The sequence below is a fragment of the Pseudomonas sp. SWRI92 genome (assembly GCF_014268685.1).
Taxonomy (GTDB): domain Bacteria; phylum Pseudomonadota; class Gammaproteobacteria; order Pseudomonadales; family Pseudomonadaceae; genus Aquipseudomonas; species Aquipseudomonas marvdashtae.
In genome coordinates this window covers 15107-31071 of sequence record NZ_JABWQY010000003.1, presented here as the reverse complement: position 1 = coordinate 31071, position 15965 = coordinate 15107, and the positions used below count along the sequence as shown (strand labels likewise).

The window sequence follows — 15965 nt, the reverse complement described above, 5'->3', positions numbered from 1 at the left end:
GATTATGTTCTTGCGCCATTTCATTGTTTTCAGCTTCATCGCCCTGCTCGCCGGTTGCGCGGGCTTCGGCGCTCGGGAATCCGTCCAGGGTCATGGCAACCCAGCCCTGTGGCGCGAACACAAAGAACAACTCAGCGGCCTCGACGGCTGGCAGATCGACGGCAAGATCGGCATCCGCGCGCCAAAAGACTCGGGCAGCGGTACTTTGTTCTGGCTGCAGCGCCAGGATTACTACGACATTCGCCTCTCCGGCCCGCTGGGTCGTGGCGCGGCACGCTTGACCGGCCGGCCCGGCCAGGTTTCGCTGGAAGTCGCCAACCAGGGCCGCTATGAGGCGCCCAGCCCGGAAGCGCTACTGGAGGAACAGCTGGGCTGGAAACTGCCGGTTTCGCACCTGACCTGGTGGGTTCGCGGGCTCCCGGCACCGGACAGCAAAAGTCGCCTGACCCTCGACGCCGACAGCCGCCTGTCCAACCTGGAGCAGGACGACTGGCAGATCGAATACCTCAGCTATGCCCAGCAGAACGGCTATTGGTTGCCCGAGCGCATCAAGCTGCACGGCAGCAACCTCGACGTCACGCTCGTCATCAAGCAATGGCAGCCGCGCAAGCTGGGGCAGTGACATGAGTGAGACACGCCTGACGCTGCCGTCCCCGGCGAAGCTCAACCTCATGCTGCACATTCTCGGCCGCCGCCCGGACGGCTATCACGAATTGCAGACGATTTTCCAGTTCCTGGACTACGGCGACGAGATCACCTATGCCGTGCGTGATGACGGCGTGATCCACTTGCACACCGAATTCGATGGCGTTCCCCATGACAGCAACCTGATCGTCAGGGCGGCGAAAAAACTCCAGGAGCAATCCGGTTGTTCATTGGGCATCGATATCTGGATTGAAAAAGTCCTGCCCATGGGCGGGGGCATCGGTGGCGGCAGCTCGAACGCGGCCACCACGCTGCTGGGGTTAAACCACTTGTGGCAGCTTGGCTGGGACATGGATCGCCTGGCAGCCCTGGGCCTGACGCTGGGGGCCGACGTGCCGGTTTTCGTCCATGGCCACGCGGCTTTTGCCGAGGGCGTCGGGGAAAAACTCACCCCGGTCGAACCCGAAGAACCTTGGTACTTGGTGCTGGTGCCGCAAGTATCTGTAAGTACAGCAGAAATTTTTTCAGATCCGCTGTTGACACGTAACTCTCCTCCCATTAAAGTGCGCCCCGTTCCCAAGGGAAACAGTCGAAATGACTGCTTACCGGTGGTAGCAAGGCGTTATCCAGATGTTCGTAACGCATTGAATTTGTTAGGTAAATTTACCGAAGCAAAACTCACCGGAACTGGAAGTTGTGTGTTTGGGGGCTTCCCAAGCAAAGCTGAAGCTGATAAAGTCTCGGCCCTTCTGACAGAGACCCTTACAGGGTTTGTAGCAAAAGGAAGCAACGTTTCGATGTTGCATCGCAAGCTGCAAAGTCTGCTCTAAAAGGAAACGAGTGCTGGGCACTCGCAGCAACAGATACAGGGGCGTCGCCAAGCGGTAAGGCAGCAGGTTTTGATCCTGCCATGCGTTGGTTCGAATCCAGCCGCCCCTGCCATTTTCCTATACTCATCCAGGTATACCCTCAGCCTTCAGGTACTGCGCGTGTCCAAGATGATGGTCTTTACGGGGAACGCCAACCCCGATCTGGCTCGGCGTGTAGTACGTCAGCTGCATATCCCTCTCGGTGACATTTCTGTCGGTAAATTTTCCGACGGCGAAATCACTGCCGAGATCAATGAAAACGTTCGCGGTAAAGACGTCTTCATTATTCAGCCGACTTGCGCTCCGACCAACGATAACCTGATGGAACTGGTCGTGATGGCTGATGCCTTCCGCCGCTCCTCGGCTACTCGTATTACTGCTGTTATTCCTTACTTTGGTTATGCCCGCCAGGATCGCCGTCCGCGTTCCGCACGTGTGGCTATCAGCGCGAAAGTCGTGGCTGATATGCTGACCGTAGTCGGCATCGATCGTGTCCTCACGGTTGATCTGCATGCTGACCAGATCCAGGGCTTCTTCGATATTCCCGTGGATAACATCTACGGCTCCCCGGTACTGGTGGATGACATTGAAGATCAGCGCTTCGAAAACCTGATGATCGTGTCCCCGGATATCGGCGGCGTCGTGCGTGCACGGGCCGTTGCCAAATCCCTGGGCGTGGATCTGGGTATCATCGACAAACGCCGCGAGAAGGCCAATCACTCGGAAGTGATGCACATCATCGGCGATGTCGAAGGGCGCACCTGTATTCTGGTCGATGACATGGTCGATACCGCCGGCACCCTGTGCCACGCGGCCAAGGCCCTGAAAGAGCATGGCGCTGCCAAGGTCTTTGCCTACTGCACACACCCTGTGCTGTCGGGTCGAGCGATCGAAAATATTGAAAATTCCGTGCTGGACGAGCTGGTGGTGACCAACACCATCCCGCTGTCCGCTGCAGCACAAGCCTGTGCGCGTATCCGCCAACTGGATATCGCACCGGTAGTTGCCGAGGCGGTTCGCCGCATCAGCAACGAAGAATCGATCAGTGCGATGTTCCGTTAAGGGCCCTGCCCTTTCCAGGATATCTCGTTGACGAAAAGCGCCCCGCCCCAACACTCATGTTGGGGCGGGGCTTTTTTGCCCATACCGCTTTGGCGTCGGTCGCAGACGTCATTCGGAAATGGCTATTTTGGAGATACAACATGAACGATTTTACTCTGAATGCTGAAGTGCGTTCCGACCTGGGGAAAGGTGCGAGCCGCCGCCTGCGTCGTCTCGCAAGCCTGGTTCCAGCTGTAGTCTACGGTGGCGACAAAGCCCCTGAGTCCATCAGCATGCTGGCCAAAGAAGTTGCCAAACTGCTCGAAAACGAAGCGGCCTACAGCCACATCATCGAGCTGAACGTTGGCGGCACCAAGCAAAACGTCGTGATCAAGGCCCTGCAACGTCACCCGGCCAAAGGCCACGTGATGCACGCTGACTTCGTCCGCGTTATTGCCGGTCAGAAGCTGACTGCTGTTGTTCCAGTGCACTTCGTCAACGAAGCTGCCCCGGTCAAGAAAGGCGGCGAGATCTCGCACGTGACTTCCGAGCTGGAAGTGTCCTGCCTGCCGAAAGACCTGCCTGAATTCATCGAAGTCGACCTGGCTGACGCCGAAATCGGCACGATCATTCACCTGTCCGACCTCAAGGCTCCTAAAGGCGTTGAGTTTGTTGCCCTGGCGCACGGCGATGACAAGGCTGTTGCCAACGTCCACGCTCCACGTGTTGCTCCAGAAGCTACTGAAGAAGGCGCTGCAGAGTAATTTCACTCTGTTGCCGGAGTGACCGGAAACATCGCGGACTGGAACGTAGCGAGACAGCGGGCAAGAACGCGAAGTTTACTTAACGGTAGATCCGCAATTTTAGTTCGTTGTCGCCGCGCCGTCTGATCGCGACATGTTATCCACCACTCCAGGAAGGGCCCCTATCGTGACTGCCATCAAACTGATCGTTGGCTTGGGAAATCCAGGCGCTGAATACGAACAGACCCGGCATAACGCAGGGGCCCTTTTTGTTGAGCGCATCGCGCACGCACAAGGCGTCAGCCTGGCCGCCGATCGCAAATATTTCGGCCTGACCGGGCGCTTTTCGCATCAGGGTCAGGATGTTCGTCTATTGATCCCCACCACCTACATGAACCGCAGCGGCCAGGCCGTGGCGGCATTGGCCGGTTTCTTTCGCATCAAGCCTGAAGAAATCCTGGTGGCCCACGACGAACTCGATCTGCCTCCGGGCGTTGCCAAGCTCAAGCAGGGCGGCGGCCATGGCGGTCATAACGGGCTGCGCGACATCATCGCGCAGCTGGGTAATCAGAATACCTTTCACCGCCTGCGGCTCGGCATAGGCCACCCGGGCGTTGCCAGTATGGTTTCAAATTTTGTCCTGGGTCGTGCGCCTCGCGCCGAACAGGAAAAACTCGATGCCAGCATCGACTTTGCCCTCGGCGTGCTGCCGGATATCCTCGCCGGTGAATGGAACCGCGCGATGAAAAACCTGCACAGCCAGAAGGCCTGACTCTTACCGAGGGGAAATACCATGGGATTCAATTGCGGCATCGTCGGCCTGCCTAACGTCGGCAAGTCCACCCTTTTCAACGCCCTGACCAAATCCGGGATCGCGGCCGAGAACTTCCCCTTCTGCACCATCGAGCCGAACACCGGTATCGTCCCAATGCCTGACCCACGCCTGGCGGCATTGGCGGCGATCGTCAACCCCAAGCGCATCCTGCCGACGACCATGGAATTCGTCGACATCGCAGGCCTCGTGGCTGGCGCCTCGAAAGGTGAAGGCCTGGGAAACAAATTCCTGGCCAACATCCGTGAAACCGATGCCATCGCCCACGTGGTGCGCTGCTTCGAAGACGAGAACGTGATCCACGTTTCCAACAGCGTCGACCCGAAACGCGACATCGAGATCATCGATCTGGAACTGATCTTCGCCGACCTCGACAGCTGTGAAAAACAACTGCAGAAAGTCGCCCGCAACGCCAAGGGGGGCGACAAGGATGCAGTCGCTCAGAAAGCCCTGCTGGAGCAATTGATCGCCCACTTCACCGAAGGCAAGCCTGCGCGCAGCCTGATGAAAAAGATGAGCACCGACGAAAAGCTGGTGATCAAGGGCTTCCACCTGCTGACCACCAAACCGGTCATGTACATCGCCAACGTCGCTGAAGACGGTTTCGAGAACAACCCGCACCTGGACGTGGTCAAGGCCATTGCCGAAGAAGAAGGCGCCATGGTTGTTCCCGTCTGCAACAAGATCGAAGCGGAAATCGCCGAGCTGGACGACGGTGAAGAGAAGGACATGTTCCTCGAAGCCCTGGGCCTGGAAGAGCCTGGCCTGAACCGCGTGATCCGCGCCGGCTACGAAATGCTGCACCTGCAGACCTACTTCACCGCTGGTGTCGAAGAAGTCCGTGCCTGGACCGTACGCGTCGGCGCCACCGCACCGCAGGCCGCCGGCGTGATCCACACCGATTTCGAGAAAGGTTTCATCCGCGCCGAGGTCATCGCGTACGACGACTTCATTCAGTACAAGGGCGAAGCCGGGACCAAGGAAGCGGGTAAGTGGCGTCTGGAAGGCAAGGAATACATTGTCAAGGATGGCGACGTGATGCACTTCCGCTTCAACGTCTAAGCGTTATCGGGACCTGAAAAAGCCGCGTTGATTCGCGGCTTTTTTGTGGGCGTTTTTTGACTCACCTGAGCCCCGATACGTGACTAGAACAAATACCCCATATAGATCGCAGCGCTGCCGCTGATGCGTTCGAGTCATGCAACGGGCCGTCTCAGGCCTTTTTCGTCCGCGGCAGGAAAATCGCCAACGCCCCCAGCAACGGCAGGAACGAGCACAACCAATACACATATTCGATGCCATGGATGTCTGCCAGATGCCCCAGCAGCGCGGCACCAATCCCGCCGAAACCGAACATCAATCCGAAGAATATGCCGGCAATCATCCCGACGTTGCCAGGCACCAGTTCCTGGGCGTACACCACGATGGCGGAGAACGCCGAGGCGAGGATGAAACCGATCACCACGCTGAGGATACTGGTCCACAGCAGGTCAACGTGGGGCAGGATCAGGGTGAATGGCGCCACTCCAAGGATAGAGAACCAGATCACGGCCTTGCGACCGATCTTGTCGCCGATCGGACCGCCGAAGAACGTCCCCGCTGCTACCGCGCCAAGAAACAGGAACAAGTGCAACTGCGAAGAGGCCACTGACAGGTCGAACTTCTCGATCAGGTAGAAGGTGAAGTAGCTGGTAAAGCTGGCCATGTAGAAATACTTGGAAAACACCAACAGCCCAAGCACCACCAGCGCACTGGTCACGCGCCCCTTGGATAACCCGTGAGTCGCCGCCTGGCCTTGCTTGAGCTTGAACAGGTTCAGGTGATTGGCGTACCAGCGACTGATGCGGTACAGCACGAACAACGCAAACACCGCGAACAGCCCAAACCAGGCCACATTCCCCTGGCCGTAAGGAATGATGATCGCCGCCGCCAACAACGGACCGAAGGCGGAGCCGGCGTTCCCGCCCACCTGGAAAGTCGATTGCGCCAAGCCATAGCGACCGCCAGAGGCCAGTCGGGCCACGCGTGACGCCTCGGGGTGGAAGGTTGACGAGCCGATCCCGATCAACGCCGCCGCCACCAGGATCAAGGCAAAACTACCGACCATGGACATCATCACGATGCCTATCAATGTGCACACCGTTCCCGCCGGCAAAAGCCAAGGCTTGGGATGCCGATCGGTGTGATAACCCACCCAAGGCTGAAGCAGGGATGCGGTGAGCTGGAAGGTCAGTGTGATCAGGCCGACCTGGGTAAACGTCAGGCCGTAGCTCTCCTTTAGCATTGGATAGATCGAAGGCAATACGGCCTGGATCAGGTCGTTGATCAGGTGCGCCAATGCCACCGCACCAATGATGCGCATGACCAAGGGACTGCTTTGAGGCGTGACGGCTACCGACGTCGTGTCGGCCTGGGTATTGCTGATAGCCATGGGAAGTTTCCATACGGCAGATGAGTGCACATGGGCAGGTTCATCAATGTGCCATTTTTCAGTGCGGCAAGGCTATCCCCTTAGCTTGCTATCGACCTACAAAAAATAGTCGGCAAACAAGATGATAGCGCTACGCCATGGTCTGAATCTTGCCTTGCTAATGCTCTACGACGCGGCCCCTTACAAAGGGACCGAGAATGGGAAGTTTCGCTACAGAGCAGGCCTACAGAGCCGGCCTGGACAAACTTTCGAGGCCTTTTAAAAGGGCACCTGTTTCAGCACTGTGTAAAAACGCACAAAAACAGTGCAAGGGTGTTCAGGGGAGTATGGGCATGCAGGCTTTTCTATCACCGGGAATCCGGTTGCTGGGGCATTTTGGTTTCGCCCGCAAATTCCAATTGTTGTTCCTGTTGTTCATCCTGCCGCTCATGGGCAGTCTGTGGCTCATCGGCCAGGACTACCGCGACAAGCTCAACCTGATTTCCGGCGAGCGCGCCGGGGTCCGTCAGTTGCTGGCCCTGGATAACCTGGACAACCTGCTCGCCGCCCAACGCAATCGCGCGGCTCGCTGGCGAGCCACGGAAACCAATCGACAACCGACGCCCGCGACGCTTGCCGCCATGGCCGCGTTCGATGCCGTGCAGCCGGCGCTCAACCAGGCCGCCGACGACCTGGGCGCGACTCTTCAGGCCGAAGGCGCCGAAGCCGACACCCTCGCCCGCTACCAAACCTTGCAAACCAATCTCAAGGGCCTGGATTCCAAGAGCCTGGGGACCGTGGGGTGGTGGCCGGATGGCTATGATCGCTTCGCCTCGGCACTCGGCGCGCTGCAAGCCCTGCGCGAGCAGATCGTCATGGACAATCGCCTGACCCTTGCCTCCTGGCTGGAAACCTATCTGCTGACCCAGATCTCGACCCAGCAGACACCTGAGCTGATCGAACGCGTCGGGCGCCTGGCCAGCATTGGCCAGGCCTCGGTGGTATCGGGCCAATTCACCCTGCAGAGTCGCCTGCAATTGCGCGACTTGCGCAGCCGCATGGGCGACGCTCGGGACCAGTTGGTCAAGACCGGCGCATTGCTGGAAACACGCTTGCCCAGCGAATTGCAAACCTGGGCCGGCCAGTTCCAAGGCAGCGTCAAGCGTCTGGACGCGGGCTTGAAGGTCCTCGATGACGGGGTTTTCGGCGGCGCCATCAATCTCAAGCCGGATGACTTCGAAAAGCAGATGGACAGCCTCCTTCTGGACCTAGCCACCTTGCGCCAACAATCGTTGGTGGCGCTGGATTCTCGGCTTGACCATTATCACGGTTCGGCGATTCGCCAATTCACCTTGGTCGCCACCGTGCTGGGCTGCCTGCTGCTGGCGGCGCTTTACCTGTTCATCTGCCTGCAAGCTTCTATCCGGCGCAGCGCCAGCGGCATCACTCTGCTGGCCGAAGCCTTGCGCGATGGCAACCTGAGCCTGCAAGTACCGGTACAAGGCCGTGACGAGCTGGCGGCGATCAGCACCGCCCTCAACGTAGCCGTGGTGCAGTTGCGCAACAGCCTGTTGGGTGTGGACCACGAAACGCTGCAACTGAGCAACGCCGTGCGCACCCTCAATACTCATTCCAGCGGTGCCCTGGGCGAAGTCGAGGCGCAACAGATACAGATCAGCCAGATCGCCGCTGCCGCGACGCAGTTGGCCGCGACCTCCCAAGGTGTCGCCAGGAGTTGCGAGCAGGCCTCCGACAGCGCGCAGCAGACCCGTCGCATCGCCGCCGACAGCAGCCGTGACAGCCAGCGCACCACCGCCAGTATCCAGCAGCTCAATCAACGCCTGAACGAAACCGCCGCCGCGCTGGGCCGGGTCAGTGAACAGGGCCAGCAGATCCAACTGGTGGTAGATACCATTCGTGGCGTGGCCGAGCAGACCAACCTGTTGGCGCTCAACGCCGCCATCGAGGCCGCTCGCGCTGGGGAACAGGGCCGCGGGTTCGCCGTAGTGGCTGATGAAGTACGCAGCCTGTCACAACGCACCCAGTCCTCGACACAGCAGATTGCCGGCACCGTCGACAGCCTGCGCGCCACGGTCAACGAAGCCGTAAGCCTGATGGAAGCCGCCTGCGGCCAGGCCCAGACCGATGCCCAAGCCGTCACCGGTCTTGGCGAACGGCTGGGCGAAATTGCCAGCGCCGTGCAAAGTGTTACCGATACCCTGGCGCAAATCGCCACGGCGGTAGACGAACAGGCCAGCACCGCCGACGAGGTCAGTGGCAATATCCAGCAGGTCGACCAAGCGGCCATGCGCCTGCTCGAAGGCGCCCGCGCCGTGAACCTGGCGGCCGACACCTTGAGCCAAGGCAGCCAGGCCTTGAGCGCGAACACAGGGAGATTTCAACTCGGTTGACCGGTATTTGCAGCGGGGACGGATAAGCGGTTGAAAGTGCAGAGAAATATTTTAGGTTTGCGCTTGACACATCTCCGTTACCAGCGAATAATGCGCGCCACTTGGCTACATAGCTCAGTTGGTTAGAGCATAGCATTCATAATGCTGGGGTCCGGGGTTCAAGTCCCTGTGTAGCCACCAAGTACCGATCCATAGATGTCTACAGCAGTCTATGAATCACCTCAAGAAGCCCGCCTCGTGCGGGCTTTCTTGTTTCTGGCTGCTCTCCTTTCTTCCCCCCTTAGCACCGCCTGCTCCAACAGGGCGCAGTGGGATTCATGTGGTTTCCTGGAAATCCATCTCCGGTGGCTGGCGCTGGAAGCCGCCCGTCAGTACCGCCAGATACACCACGCCAATCGCCAACCAGCTCAGGCCGAGATAGATCGCCAGGTGATCGAGGCTGACCATTAGCCACACATCCGCGACCAGACCGATAAACGGGAATATCAGGAACAGCACGAATTCACGCGGCCCTCTGTTCTTTGCGCCGATCCAGTAGTGAAAGATCACTGACAGGTTCACCAGACTGAACGCCAGGAATGCGCCGAAGTTGATGAACGAGGTTGAGGTGGTGACGTCCAGTTTCAGCGCCAGCAACGCGACCACGGCGCACAACAGAATGCTGTTGATCGGCGTACCAAAGCGCTCATGCAGGGTGCCAAAAAATGATTTGGGCAATACCCCATCGCGCCCCATGGCGAACAGCAGCCGCGAGCCGCTGGCCTGGGCCGACAGCCCCGACGCGAACTGGCCAACGATCAGGCCGATCAGGAAGAACGACACGAACAGGTCGCCACCGATATTGCGGGCAATTTCATAGGCCGCCGCGTCGACGCTGTCGAACTGGAACGATGGATGCGCGACCTGCACGAAGTACGACACGCTGACGAAGATCGATCCGCCAATCAGGGTAATTAGCATGATCGCTCGCGGGATGGTACGGCGCGGGTCGCGGGTTTCTTCGGTCAAGGTGCTGACCGCATCGAACCCGAGGAATGAATAACAGGCGATGGCTGCACCACTCATGATCAGCGGCATCTGCATGTCACCATTGAAGAACGGCTTGATCGACCACAACGGCGTGCTCGCATCGCCAGCGACGTAATGAACGCACAGCGCAACGAAGGCAATCAGCACCAGGAACTGCACCAGCATCAATAACGCGTTGATGCCGTTGGCCAGTTTCAGGCCGACAATATTGATCCCGCTCGTGATGCCGATGAACAGCAGCACCCAGAGCCACTGCGGTACGGCCGGGAATGCGGAATGGAGGTAGGCCGCGCCGATCAGCCAGATCGCCATGGGCAAGAACAGATAATCGAGCAACACCGCCCAACCGGCGATAAACCCGAGTTTCGGGCTGATCGCCTTGCGCACGTAGCTGTAGGCCGAGCCGGCGACGGGGAACGCCGCGGCCATTCGGCCATAGCTCATCGCGGTGAAAAACATCGCCACCAGTGCCGCCAGGTAAGCGGCGGGAACCATGCCCGAAGTGGATTGAGCGAGGATGCCGAACGTGCCGAGGACAATGATCGGTGTCATATAAGCGATGCCGAACAGCACCACCGACCCCAATGACAGGGTGCGTTGCAAACGAGCCATGAGCGACTACTCCGAATTATTAGATTTATGGCAGAGCCGAGGTCGGCGCAAATTTCGGGTGTTACGTTGTTGTTCTGGTTTTTAGGTGAACAGCGTTGAGTTGCTTGCGATAACTTCAGCCCTTGCAACACGGGCCCTGGATCAATGCAAAGGAATCAGCAGCTCCCGCAATCCACCCGCACGCTCGACAATCTCCCCCGGGATCTTCAGCCGCTGGTCATCCAGGTACCGATAATCACGCCGGGCGGCCGCCAGCTGTTGCAAGTCCAGCTCCACCGCAAACTGCCCCTCCTCACGCCCGGCCTCGAATAACAAAGTGCCTAGCGGGTCGACCAACGCACTGCCGCCTGCAAACACCAGTCCGCCATCGCCCTGTTCCACCCGGTTGACCATCAATGCAAACGCCTGGTTTTCCTGAGCGCGGGCCATGATCGCGGTACGGTGCGTCGGGCCGTAAGGGTCCATGTTGCCGTTGGTGACGATCAGCAGCTCGGCGCCTAGTTGCGCCAGGGCTCGGGCGGTTTCGGGGAATTCGATGTCGTAGCAGATAGCAGGCCGACCCGCACACCCTTCCACTCACACGTGGCGTAACGGTCGCCGGCCTCGAACACGCCGCGATCCGACGCCCAGAGGTGCGTCTTGCGATATTTCAGGGCAATGCCTCGGGGTGTGATCAGCAACGTGGTGTTGTAGAAATGGCCGCGGTCGTTCTCGGCCACGCCGATCACCACGGCGACGTCATGTTCCCGGGCCGCAGCAATCACCGCGCTGACGGTCGGACCGTCCAGCGGTTCGGCGGTTTCGGCCACCGTCTCGATCGACGGAAAGCCCATCAGGTGGGTTTCGGGAAATACAATCAGCTGCGTATCGGCAGCACAGGCGGCCATCGCCTGAAGCGCGCGTTCGAGGTTGTAAGCCGTGTCGTTATCACGGCCCGCTAACTGGGCAAGTTCGACTCTCATGGTATTCCTTGTTCTAGACCTGGCTGCAGAAAGATTGCCCGGTCGGTGTCTGTGCGCCAGTATGCGCAGCAAGCCAACAGCCGGGAAATCACGCCGCTGGGGTAACCCGATGGGGGTAGAGGCATGACACTTTCATTCGACGACATCGCGTGGCACCGCTCGGTCGGGCAATTGATCGACGCCTTGGACAAGCCCAACTTCTGGACGCAACTGGTACGTTTGCTCGACCAGTACGTGCCGTTCGACAGTTGGGTGGCGCTGCTTTTCAGTGCCGATCAGCATCCGCAAGTGTTCGCCGAATGCCCAGGCGAGGACGGCAGTCCCGATCAGCTTTTTCAGGATTATCTGCGTGGGTTGTACCTGCTCGATCCGTTCTACATTGCCTGTCGCGAGCAGTCGCGCACCGGGCTGTATCGCCTGTCGGAAGTGGCACCGGAACATTTCGAATTGACCGAGTATTACCAGCGTTATTTTCGTTTGAACGTGGTGTCCGATGAAATCCAATTCAATTGCCAACTCGAAGGCGACCGCACGTTATGCCTGTCGTTGGGCAGCAAGCAGCGGTTCAGCGGCCAGCAGATCGCCCTGCTGTCGCTGATCCAGCCCTGGGTGCTCGGCCTGTTGCGCCAACGCCTGCCTTACGAAATAAACGAAGTGGTGTCCCTCGCCCCAGCACCGCCGCAAATCGACTGGCGCGTGCAGCTGGAAGCGTCAGTGCAGCAACTCAAAGGTGCGCAATTGACGGCGCGGGAGCTGGATGTCGGGCGCTTGATGCTCAGTGGCTGCTCCAGTAAGGAAATCGCCCGCAAGCTGGAAATTTCTGTCGAAACCGTGAAAGTCCATAAGAAACACATGTACAGCAAATTGGGGATCAAGTCCCAGTCCGAGCTGTTTTCGATATTTCTCCAGGCGCAGAATGCCTGACGCTCCTGTACTGCCCTACCCCGGCTGATTTGCACCCTACGTCTCGCATCGCTACAGTCGTTCTCAATATCCCTGGCCCACGGATGGAGCGACACGTGCTTTCGGACCTCAGACCAAATCTTCAACGCCTGTCAGCCGTTTCGCTGTTGGCTGTCGCCCTGACCCTCGTCGCCTGTAAGGCACCGCCCTCTTCCACAACCACGCCCGCATTACCCAGCGCGCCGGAAATCGCTTCCGGCTACCGCACCGATCTGCAGACTCGCCATGCCGACAGACACATGGCGGCTGCGGCCAATCCCTTGGCGGCCGAGGCCGGACGAGAGATGTTGCGGCGTGGAGGCTCGGCCATCGACGCAGCGATTGCGATGCAGGCGGTGCTGACGCTGGTGGAACCGCAGTCTTCCGGCATTGGCGGCGGCGCGTTCATCGTATTGTGGGACGGTAAGGCGGTGCGCACCTATGACGGTCGCGAAACGGCACCGGCCGGCGCCCGCGAAGACCTCTTCCTGCAAGCCGACGGCAAGCCCATGCCGTTCAGTGCTGCACAGATCGGTGGTCGTTCGGTCGGCACGCCGGGCGTGTTGCGTGCGCTGGAGCTGGCCCATCGCAAGCATGGTCGCCTCGAATGGGCGACGCTGTTCGAGCCGGCGATTGCACTGGCGGAACAGGGCTTCAGGATTTCTTCCCGATTGCACTCGATGATCGCCGCCGACGCCTCCTTGCCCGGCTCGCCAGACATGGCCGCCTACTTCCTGAATGCCGATAGCAGCCCGAAAGCGGTTGGCACGCTGCTGAAAAATCCGGCCTTGGCGGGCGTCCTCAAGCGTATTGCCAGCGAAGGCGCCAAAGCGCTGTATGAAGGGCCCATCGCCGAAGAGATGGTCGCGAAGGTGCGCGGCCACGCCAATCCCGGCAGCCTGTCGTTGAACGACCTCAAGGCTTACACCGCCCGCGAGCGCGCGCCGTTGTGCACCGACTACAAGCGCTGGCAAGTCTGTGGAATGGCGCCGCCTTCGTCGGGCGGCATTGCCGTCGCGCAAATCCTCGGGACCCTGGAGAAACTCGAACAGCGCGACAGCCGTACCGCCCTCGCCGCGCTGAAGCCACTCAAGTCTGACCGGCCCGCTGGCATCGAGCCCCAGCCGAAAGCGGTGCACCTGATCGCCGAGGCGGAACGCCTGGCTTACGCCGACCGAGCCCAATACGTCGCCGATTCGGATTTCGTTCCTGTGCCGGTCAAGGGCTTGGTCGACCCGGACTATCTGGCCAGCCGCGCGAGCCTGATCGGCCCGCGCAGCATGGGCATCGCCAAGCCCGGGACACCGCCGGGCATCCAGATGGCCTTCGCGCCCGACCGCTCACCCCTGCGTATTTCCACTTCGCAAGTGGTTGCAGTGGATGACCTGGGCGGTGCCGTGTCGATGACCACCACCGTGGAGTCGGCATTTGGCTCGCACTTGATGGTCCAGGGTTTCATGCTCAATAACCAGATGACGGATTTCTCGTTCATACCCGAGGAAAACGGGCAGAAAGTCGCCAACCGCGTCGAGCCGGGTAAACGTCCGCGCTCATCCATGGCGCCGACGCTGATTTTCGACCGCCAGAACGGCGAATGGCTGGCCGCGGTCGGCTCCCCAGGCGGCTCGCAGATCATCGAATACGTCGCCAAATCCGTAATCGGCTTGCTGGACTGGAATCTCGATCCGCAAACAGCGATCAACCTGCCCAATTTTGGTAGCCGCAATGGCGCAACCGAACTGGAGCAAGGCCAATTCAGCCCAACGCTGATCCAGGCGCTGAAGGAACAAGGTCACACCGTGAGCGAAATTGACATGACCAGCGGCACCCAGGCGATTGTCCGGGTGCGTGATGCGCAGGGGAAAACGTCATTGGCTGGCGGAGCGGATCCGCGACGAGAAGGACAAGCGCTGGGAGATTGAGCGCTCTACCGCCGGAGCAATGTGTTAGAGCGAGCTGCTCACGATAGCGGCAGCTCGCTCAGTTCTTTCAGGTCGACAACTGATTGGCAAACTGGCTGACCGCATCCACGACTTTTTTCGCTCCGTCCTGAATCTCGACGATTACCGTTCCCGCCTCGGCAGCCAGGGCCAGGCCCTGTTCTGCCTGGTGTTGGCCGTCGGTCATCAGCGCCACGGCGTTGCGGGCCATGTCCTGGTTCTGACGGACCACGCCAACAATCTCGTCAGTTGCCTGACTGGTACGCGACGCCAGTTGCCGTACTTCATCGGCCACTACCGCGAAGCCTCTGCCCTGCTCGCCCGCCCGGGCCGCTTCGATGGCTGCGTTGAGCGCCAGCAGGTTGGTCTGTTCGGCGATGCCACTGATAGTCTTGACGATGGTCCCGATCACCAGGGATTGCTCGTTCAGCGCCTCGATACCCTCGCCGGCGGTCTGCATGTGCCGGGCCAGGTCGCGCATCACATCCACCGCCTGGGTCACGACGGTCGTCCCGCGCTGGGCACAATTGTCAGTTTGCAGCGAGGTGCTGTAGGCGATGTTGGCTGCTTCGGCGACGGCTTTCTCTTGATTGACCTGATCGGTGATGTTGGTGGCGAACTTGACCACTTTATAAAGCCGATCGTTGGCATCGACCACCGGGTTGTAGGAGGCTTCCAACCACACTTCGCGACCGCTGGCGTCGATGCGCTTGAAGCGGCCAGCCACGAACTCGCCGCTGTTCAGACGCTTCCAGAAATGCTGGTAGGCCGGGCTGTTGTATTCCTCTGGCTCGCAAAACGTGCGGTGGTGCTTGCCCTTGATTTGCGCAAGGCTGTAACCCATGGCGTTGAGGAAGCGATCATTGGCCGTCAGTACATGGCCGCCCAGATCGAACTCGATCACCGCCGTTGAGCGCACCAGCGCGCCGATGAGGTTTTCGTGTTCGCGGGAATTCTCGATGGTTCGCGTCAGATCATTGGAGTACATCGAGAAATAACGAATTCGCCCCTCGGCGTTGCGTACCGGCTGGAGGATCGAGCGCAACCAGGCCTCCTTGCCGTCGCCTCGCGTCAGGCGCACGGCGCCCGAGAAGTGCTCGCCACGGGTCAGCGCGGTCTTGAAGCGAATCTGGAACTCATTGGACCTCAGGTAAGCCGGCACCAGATCCTCGACGGACCGGCCAATCAAGTCTTGGCTCTTGTAGTGCATGTCGTCGAGAAAGTTCTGATTGACTGACTGCACCCGCCCTTCCGCATCAAGGGTTAGGCCGAGCATTTCACGATCCAGGCTCTCTTTTACTTGCATGAGACTGGAGAGTTCTTGGCGAAGAGCGAGCAGCTCCTGCTTCAGGCGATTGTTGAACATGGAGATGCTCCGACAGACAGGAGAATTTTTTATGTATTCCCTTGGCATCGGCCCGGCAAATTCTTTCTAAAGAGTGCCACTGGTCGGTCTGAAAAATAATCAGCTCGCCCTCGAACGCCAACCAGCCTTCTACGGTCATTGGATTGTTCTACTGTTGGCACCT

General features: G+C 59.5%; 12 protein-coding genes, 2 tRNA genes and 1 pseudogene. 11 read left to right on the top strand and 4 right to left on the bottom strand.

What is annotated here, in order from left to right:
• The first annotated feature begins 4 nt into the window (after positions 1-4).
• The 7 genes from lolB to ychF all read left to right on the top strand — a co-directional run bounded on the left by lolB (position 5) and on the right by ychF (position 5192).
• Entirely contained in the window at positions 5-622 is a 618-nt protein-coding gene (gene lolB / locus HU762_RS06665) for a lipoprotein insertase outer membrane protein LolB (RefSeq protein ID WP_186634521.1), read from the top strand.
• A 1-nt stretch (position 623) separates the two neighbouring features.
• Positions 624-1475 (top strand): 4-(cytidine 5'-diphospho)-2-C-methyl-D-erythritol kinase, encoded by an 852-nt coding sequence (gene ispE / locus HU762_RS06660; protein WP_186634519.1) that lies wholly within the window; start codon positions 624-626, stop codon positions 1473-1475.
• 37 nt (positions 1476-1512) lie between these two features.
• A tRNA-Gln gene (locus tag HU762_RS06655) sits at positions 1513-1587 on the top strand.
• 47 nt (positions 1588-1634) lie between these two features.
• A complete protein-coding gene (locus tag HU762_RS06650) occupies positions 1635-2576 on the top strand; it encodes a ribose-phosphate pyrophosphokinase (protein WP_003171603.1) in 942 nt (313 codons plus the stop codon).
• A gap of 140 nt (positions 2577-2716) precedes the next feature.
• Positions 2717-3319: a 50S ribosomal protein L25/general stress protein Ctc gene (locus HU762_RS06645; RefSeq protein WP_186634517.1), complete on the top strand. Its 603-nt coding sequence runs from the start codon at positions 2717-2719 to the stop codon at positions 3317-3319.
• A gap of 166 nt (positions 3320-3485) precedes the next feature.
• Complete coding sequence (pth, locus tag HU762_RS06640; RefSeq protein ID WP_003185374.1) at positions 3486-4070, top strand: aminoacyl-tRNA hydrolase; 585 nt, start codon at positions 3486-3488, stop codon at positions 4068-4070.
• Positions 4071-4091: 21 nt separating this feature from the next.
• A complete protein-coding gene (ychF, locus tag HU762_RS06635; RefSeq protein ID WP_186634515.1) occupies positions 4092-5192 on the top strand; it encodes a redox-regulated ATPase YchF in 1101 nt (366 codons plus the stop codon).
• Positions 5193-5343: 151 nt separating this feature from the next.
• Here the strand turns inward: ychF and HU762_RS06630 are convergent, their stop codons facing one another.
• Positions 5344-6561, bottom strand: coding sequence for an MFS transporter (locus tag HU762_RS06630; protein ID WP_186634513.1), 1218 nt, complete (start codon positions 6559-6561; stop codon positions 5344-5346).
• 332 nt (positions 6562-6893) lie between these two features.
• Here HU762_RS06630 and HU762_RS06625 point away from each other — a divergent pair, with 332 nt between their 5' ends.
• Both HU762_RS06625 and HU762_RS06620 read left to right on the top strand, forming a co-directional pair.
• Positions 6894-8951 (top strand): methyl-accepting chemotaxis protein, encoded by a 2058-nt coding sequence (locus HU762_RS06625; RefSeq protein ID WP_186634511.1) that lies wholly within the window; start codon positions 6894-6896, stop codon positions 8949-8951.
• A gap of 103 nt (positions 8952-9054) precedes the next feature.
• A tRNA-Met gene (locus tag HU762_RS06620) sits at positions 9055-9131 on the top strand.
• A 135-nt stretch (positions 9132-9266) separates the two neighbouring features.
• Here HU762_RS06620 and HU762_RS06615 read toward each other — a convergent pair.
• Together HU762_RS06615 and HU762_RS06610 are read right to left on the bottom strand one after the other, a co-directional pair.
• Entirely contained in the window at positions 9267-10592 is a 1326-nt protein-coding gene (locus tag HU762_RS06615) for an APC family permease (protein ID WP_186634509.1), read from the bottom strand.
• Positions 10593-10733: 141 nt separating this feature from the next.
• Positions 10734-11554: pseudogene (locus tag HU762_RS06610) on the bottom strand (carbon-nitrogen hydrolase family protein).
• 123 nt (positions 11555-11677) lie between these two features.
• On the opposite strand from HU762_RS06610, the gene HU762_RS06605 reads away from it, so the two are divergent.
• Entirely contained in the window at positions 11678-12478 is an 801-nt protein-coding gene (locus tag HU762_RS06605; RefSeq protein WP_186634507.1) for a LuxR C-terminal-related transcriptional regulator, read from the top strand.
• Between the two features lie 95 nt (positions 12479-12573).
• Positions 12574-14418 (top strand): gamma-glutamyltransferase, encoded by a 1845-nt coding sequence (ggt, locus tag HU762_RS06600; RefSeq protein ID WP_346656840.1) that lies wholly within the window; start codon positions 12574-12576, stop codon positions 14416-14418.
• Between the two features lie 67 nt (positions 14419-14485).
• Here the strand turns inward: ggt and HU762_RS26890 are convergent, their stop codons facing one another.
• Positions 14486-15802, bottom strand: coding sequence for a PAS domain-containing methyl-accepting chemotaxis protein (locus tag HU762_RS26890; protein WP_186634502.1), 1317 nt, complete (start codon positions 15800-15802; stop codon positions 14486-14488).
• Positions 15803-15965 lie beyond the last annotated feature (163 nt).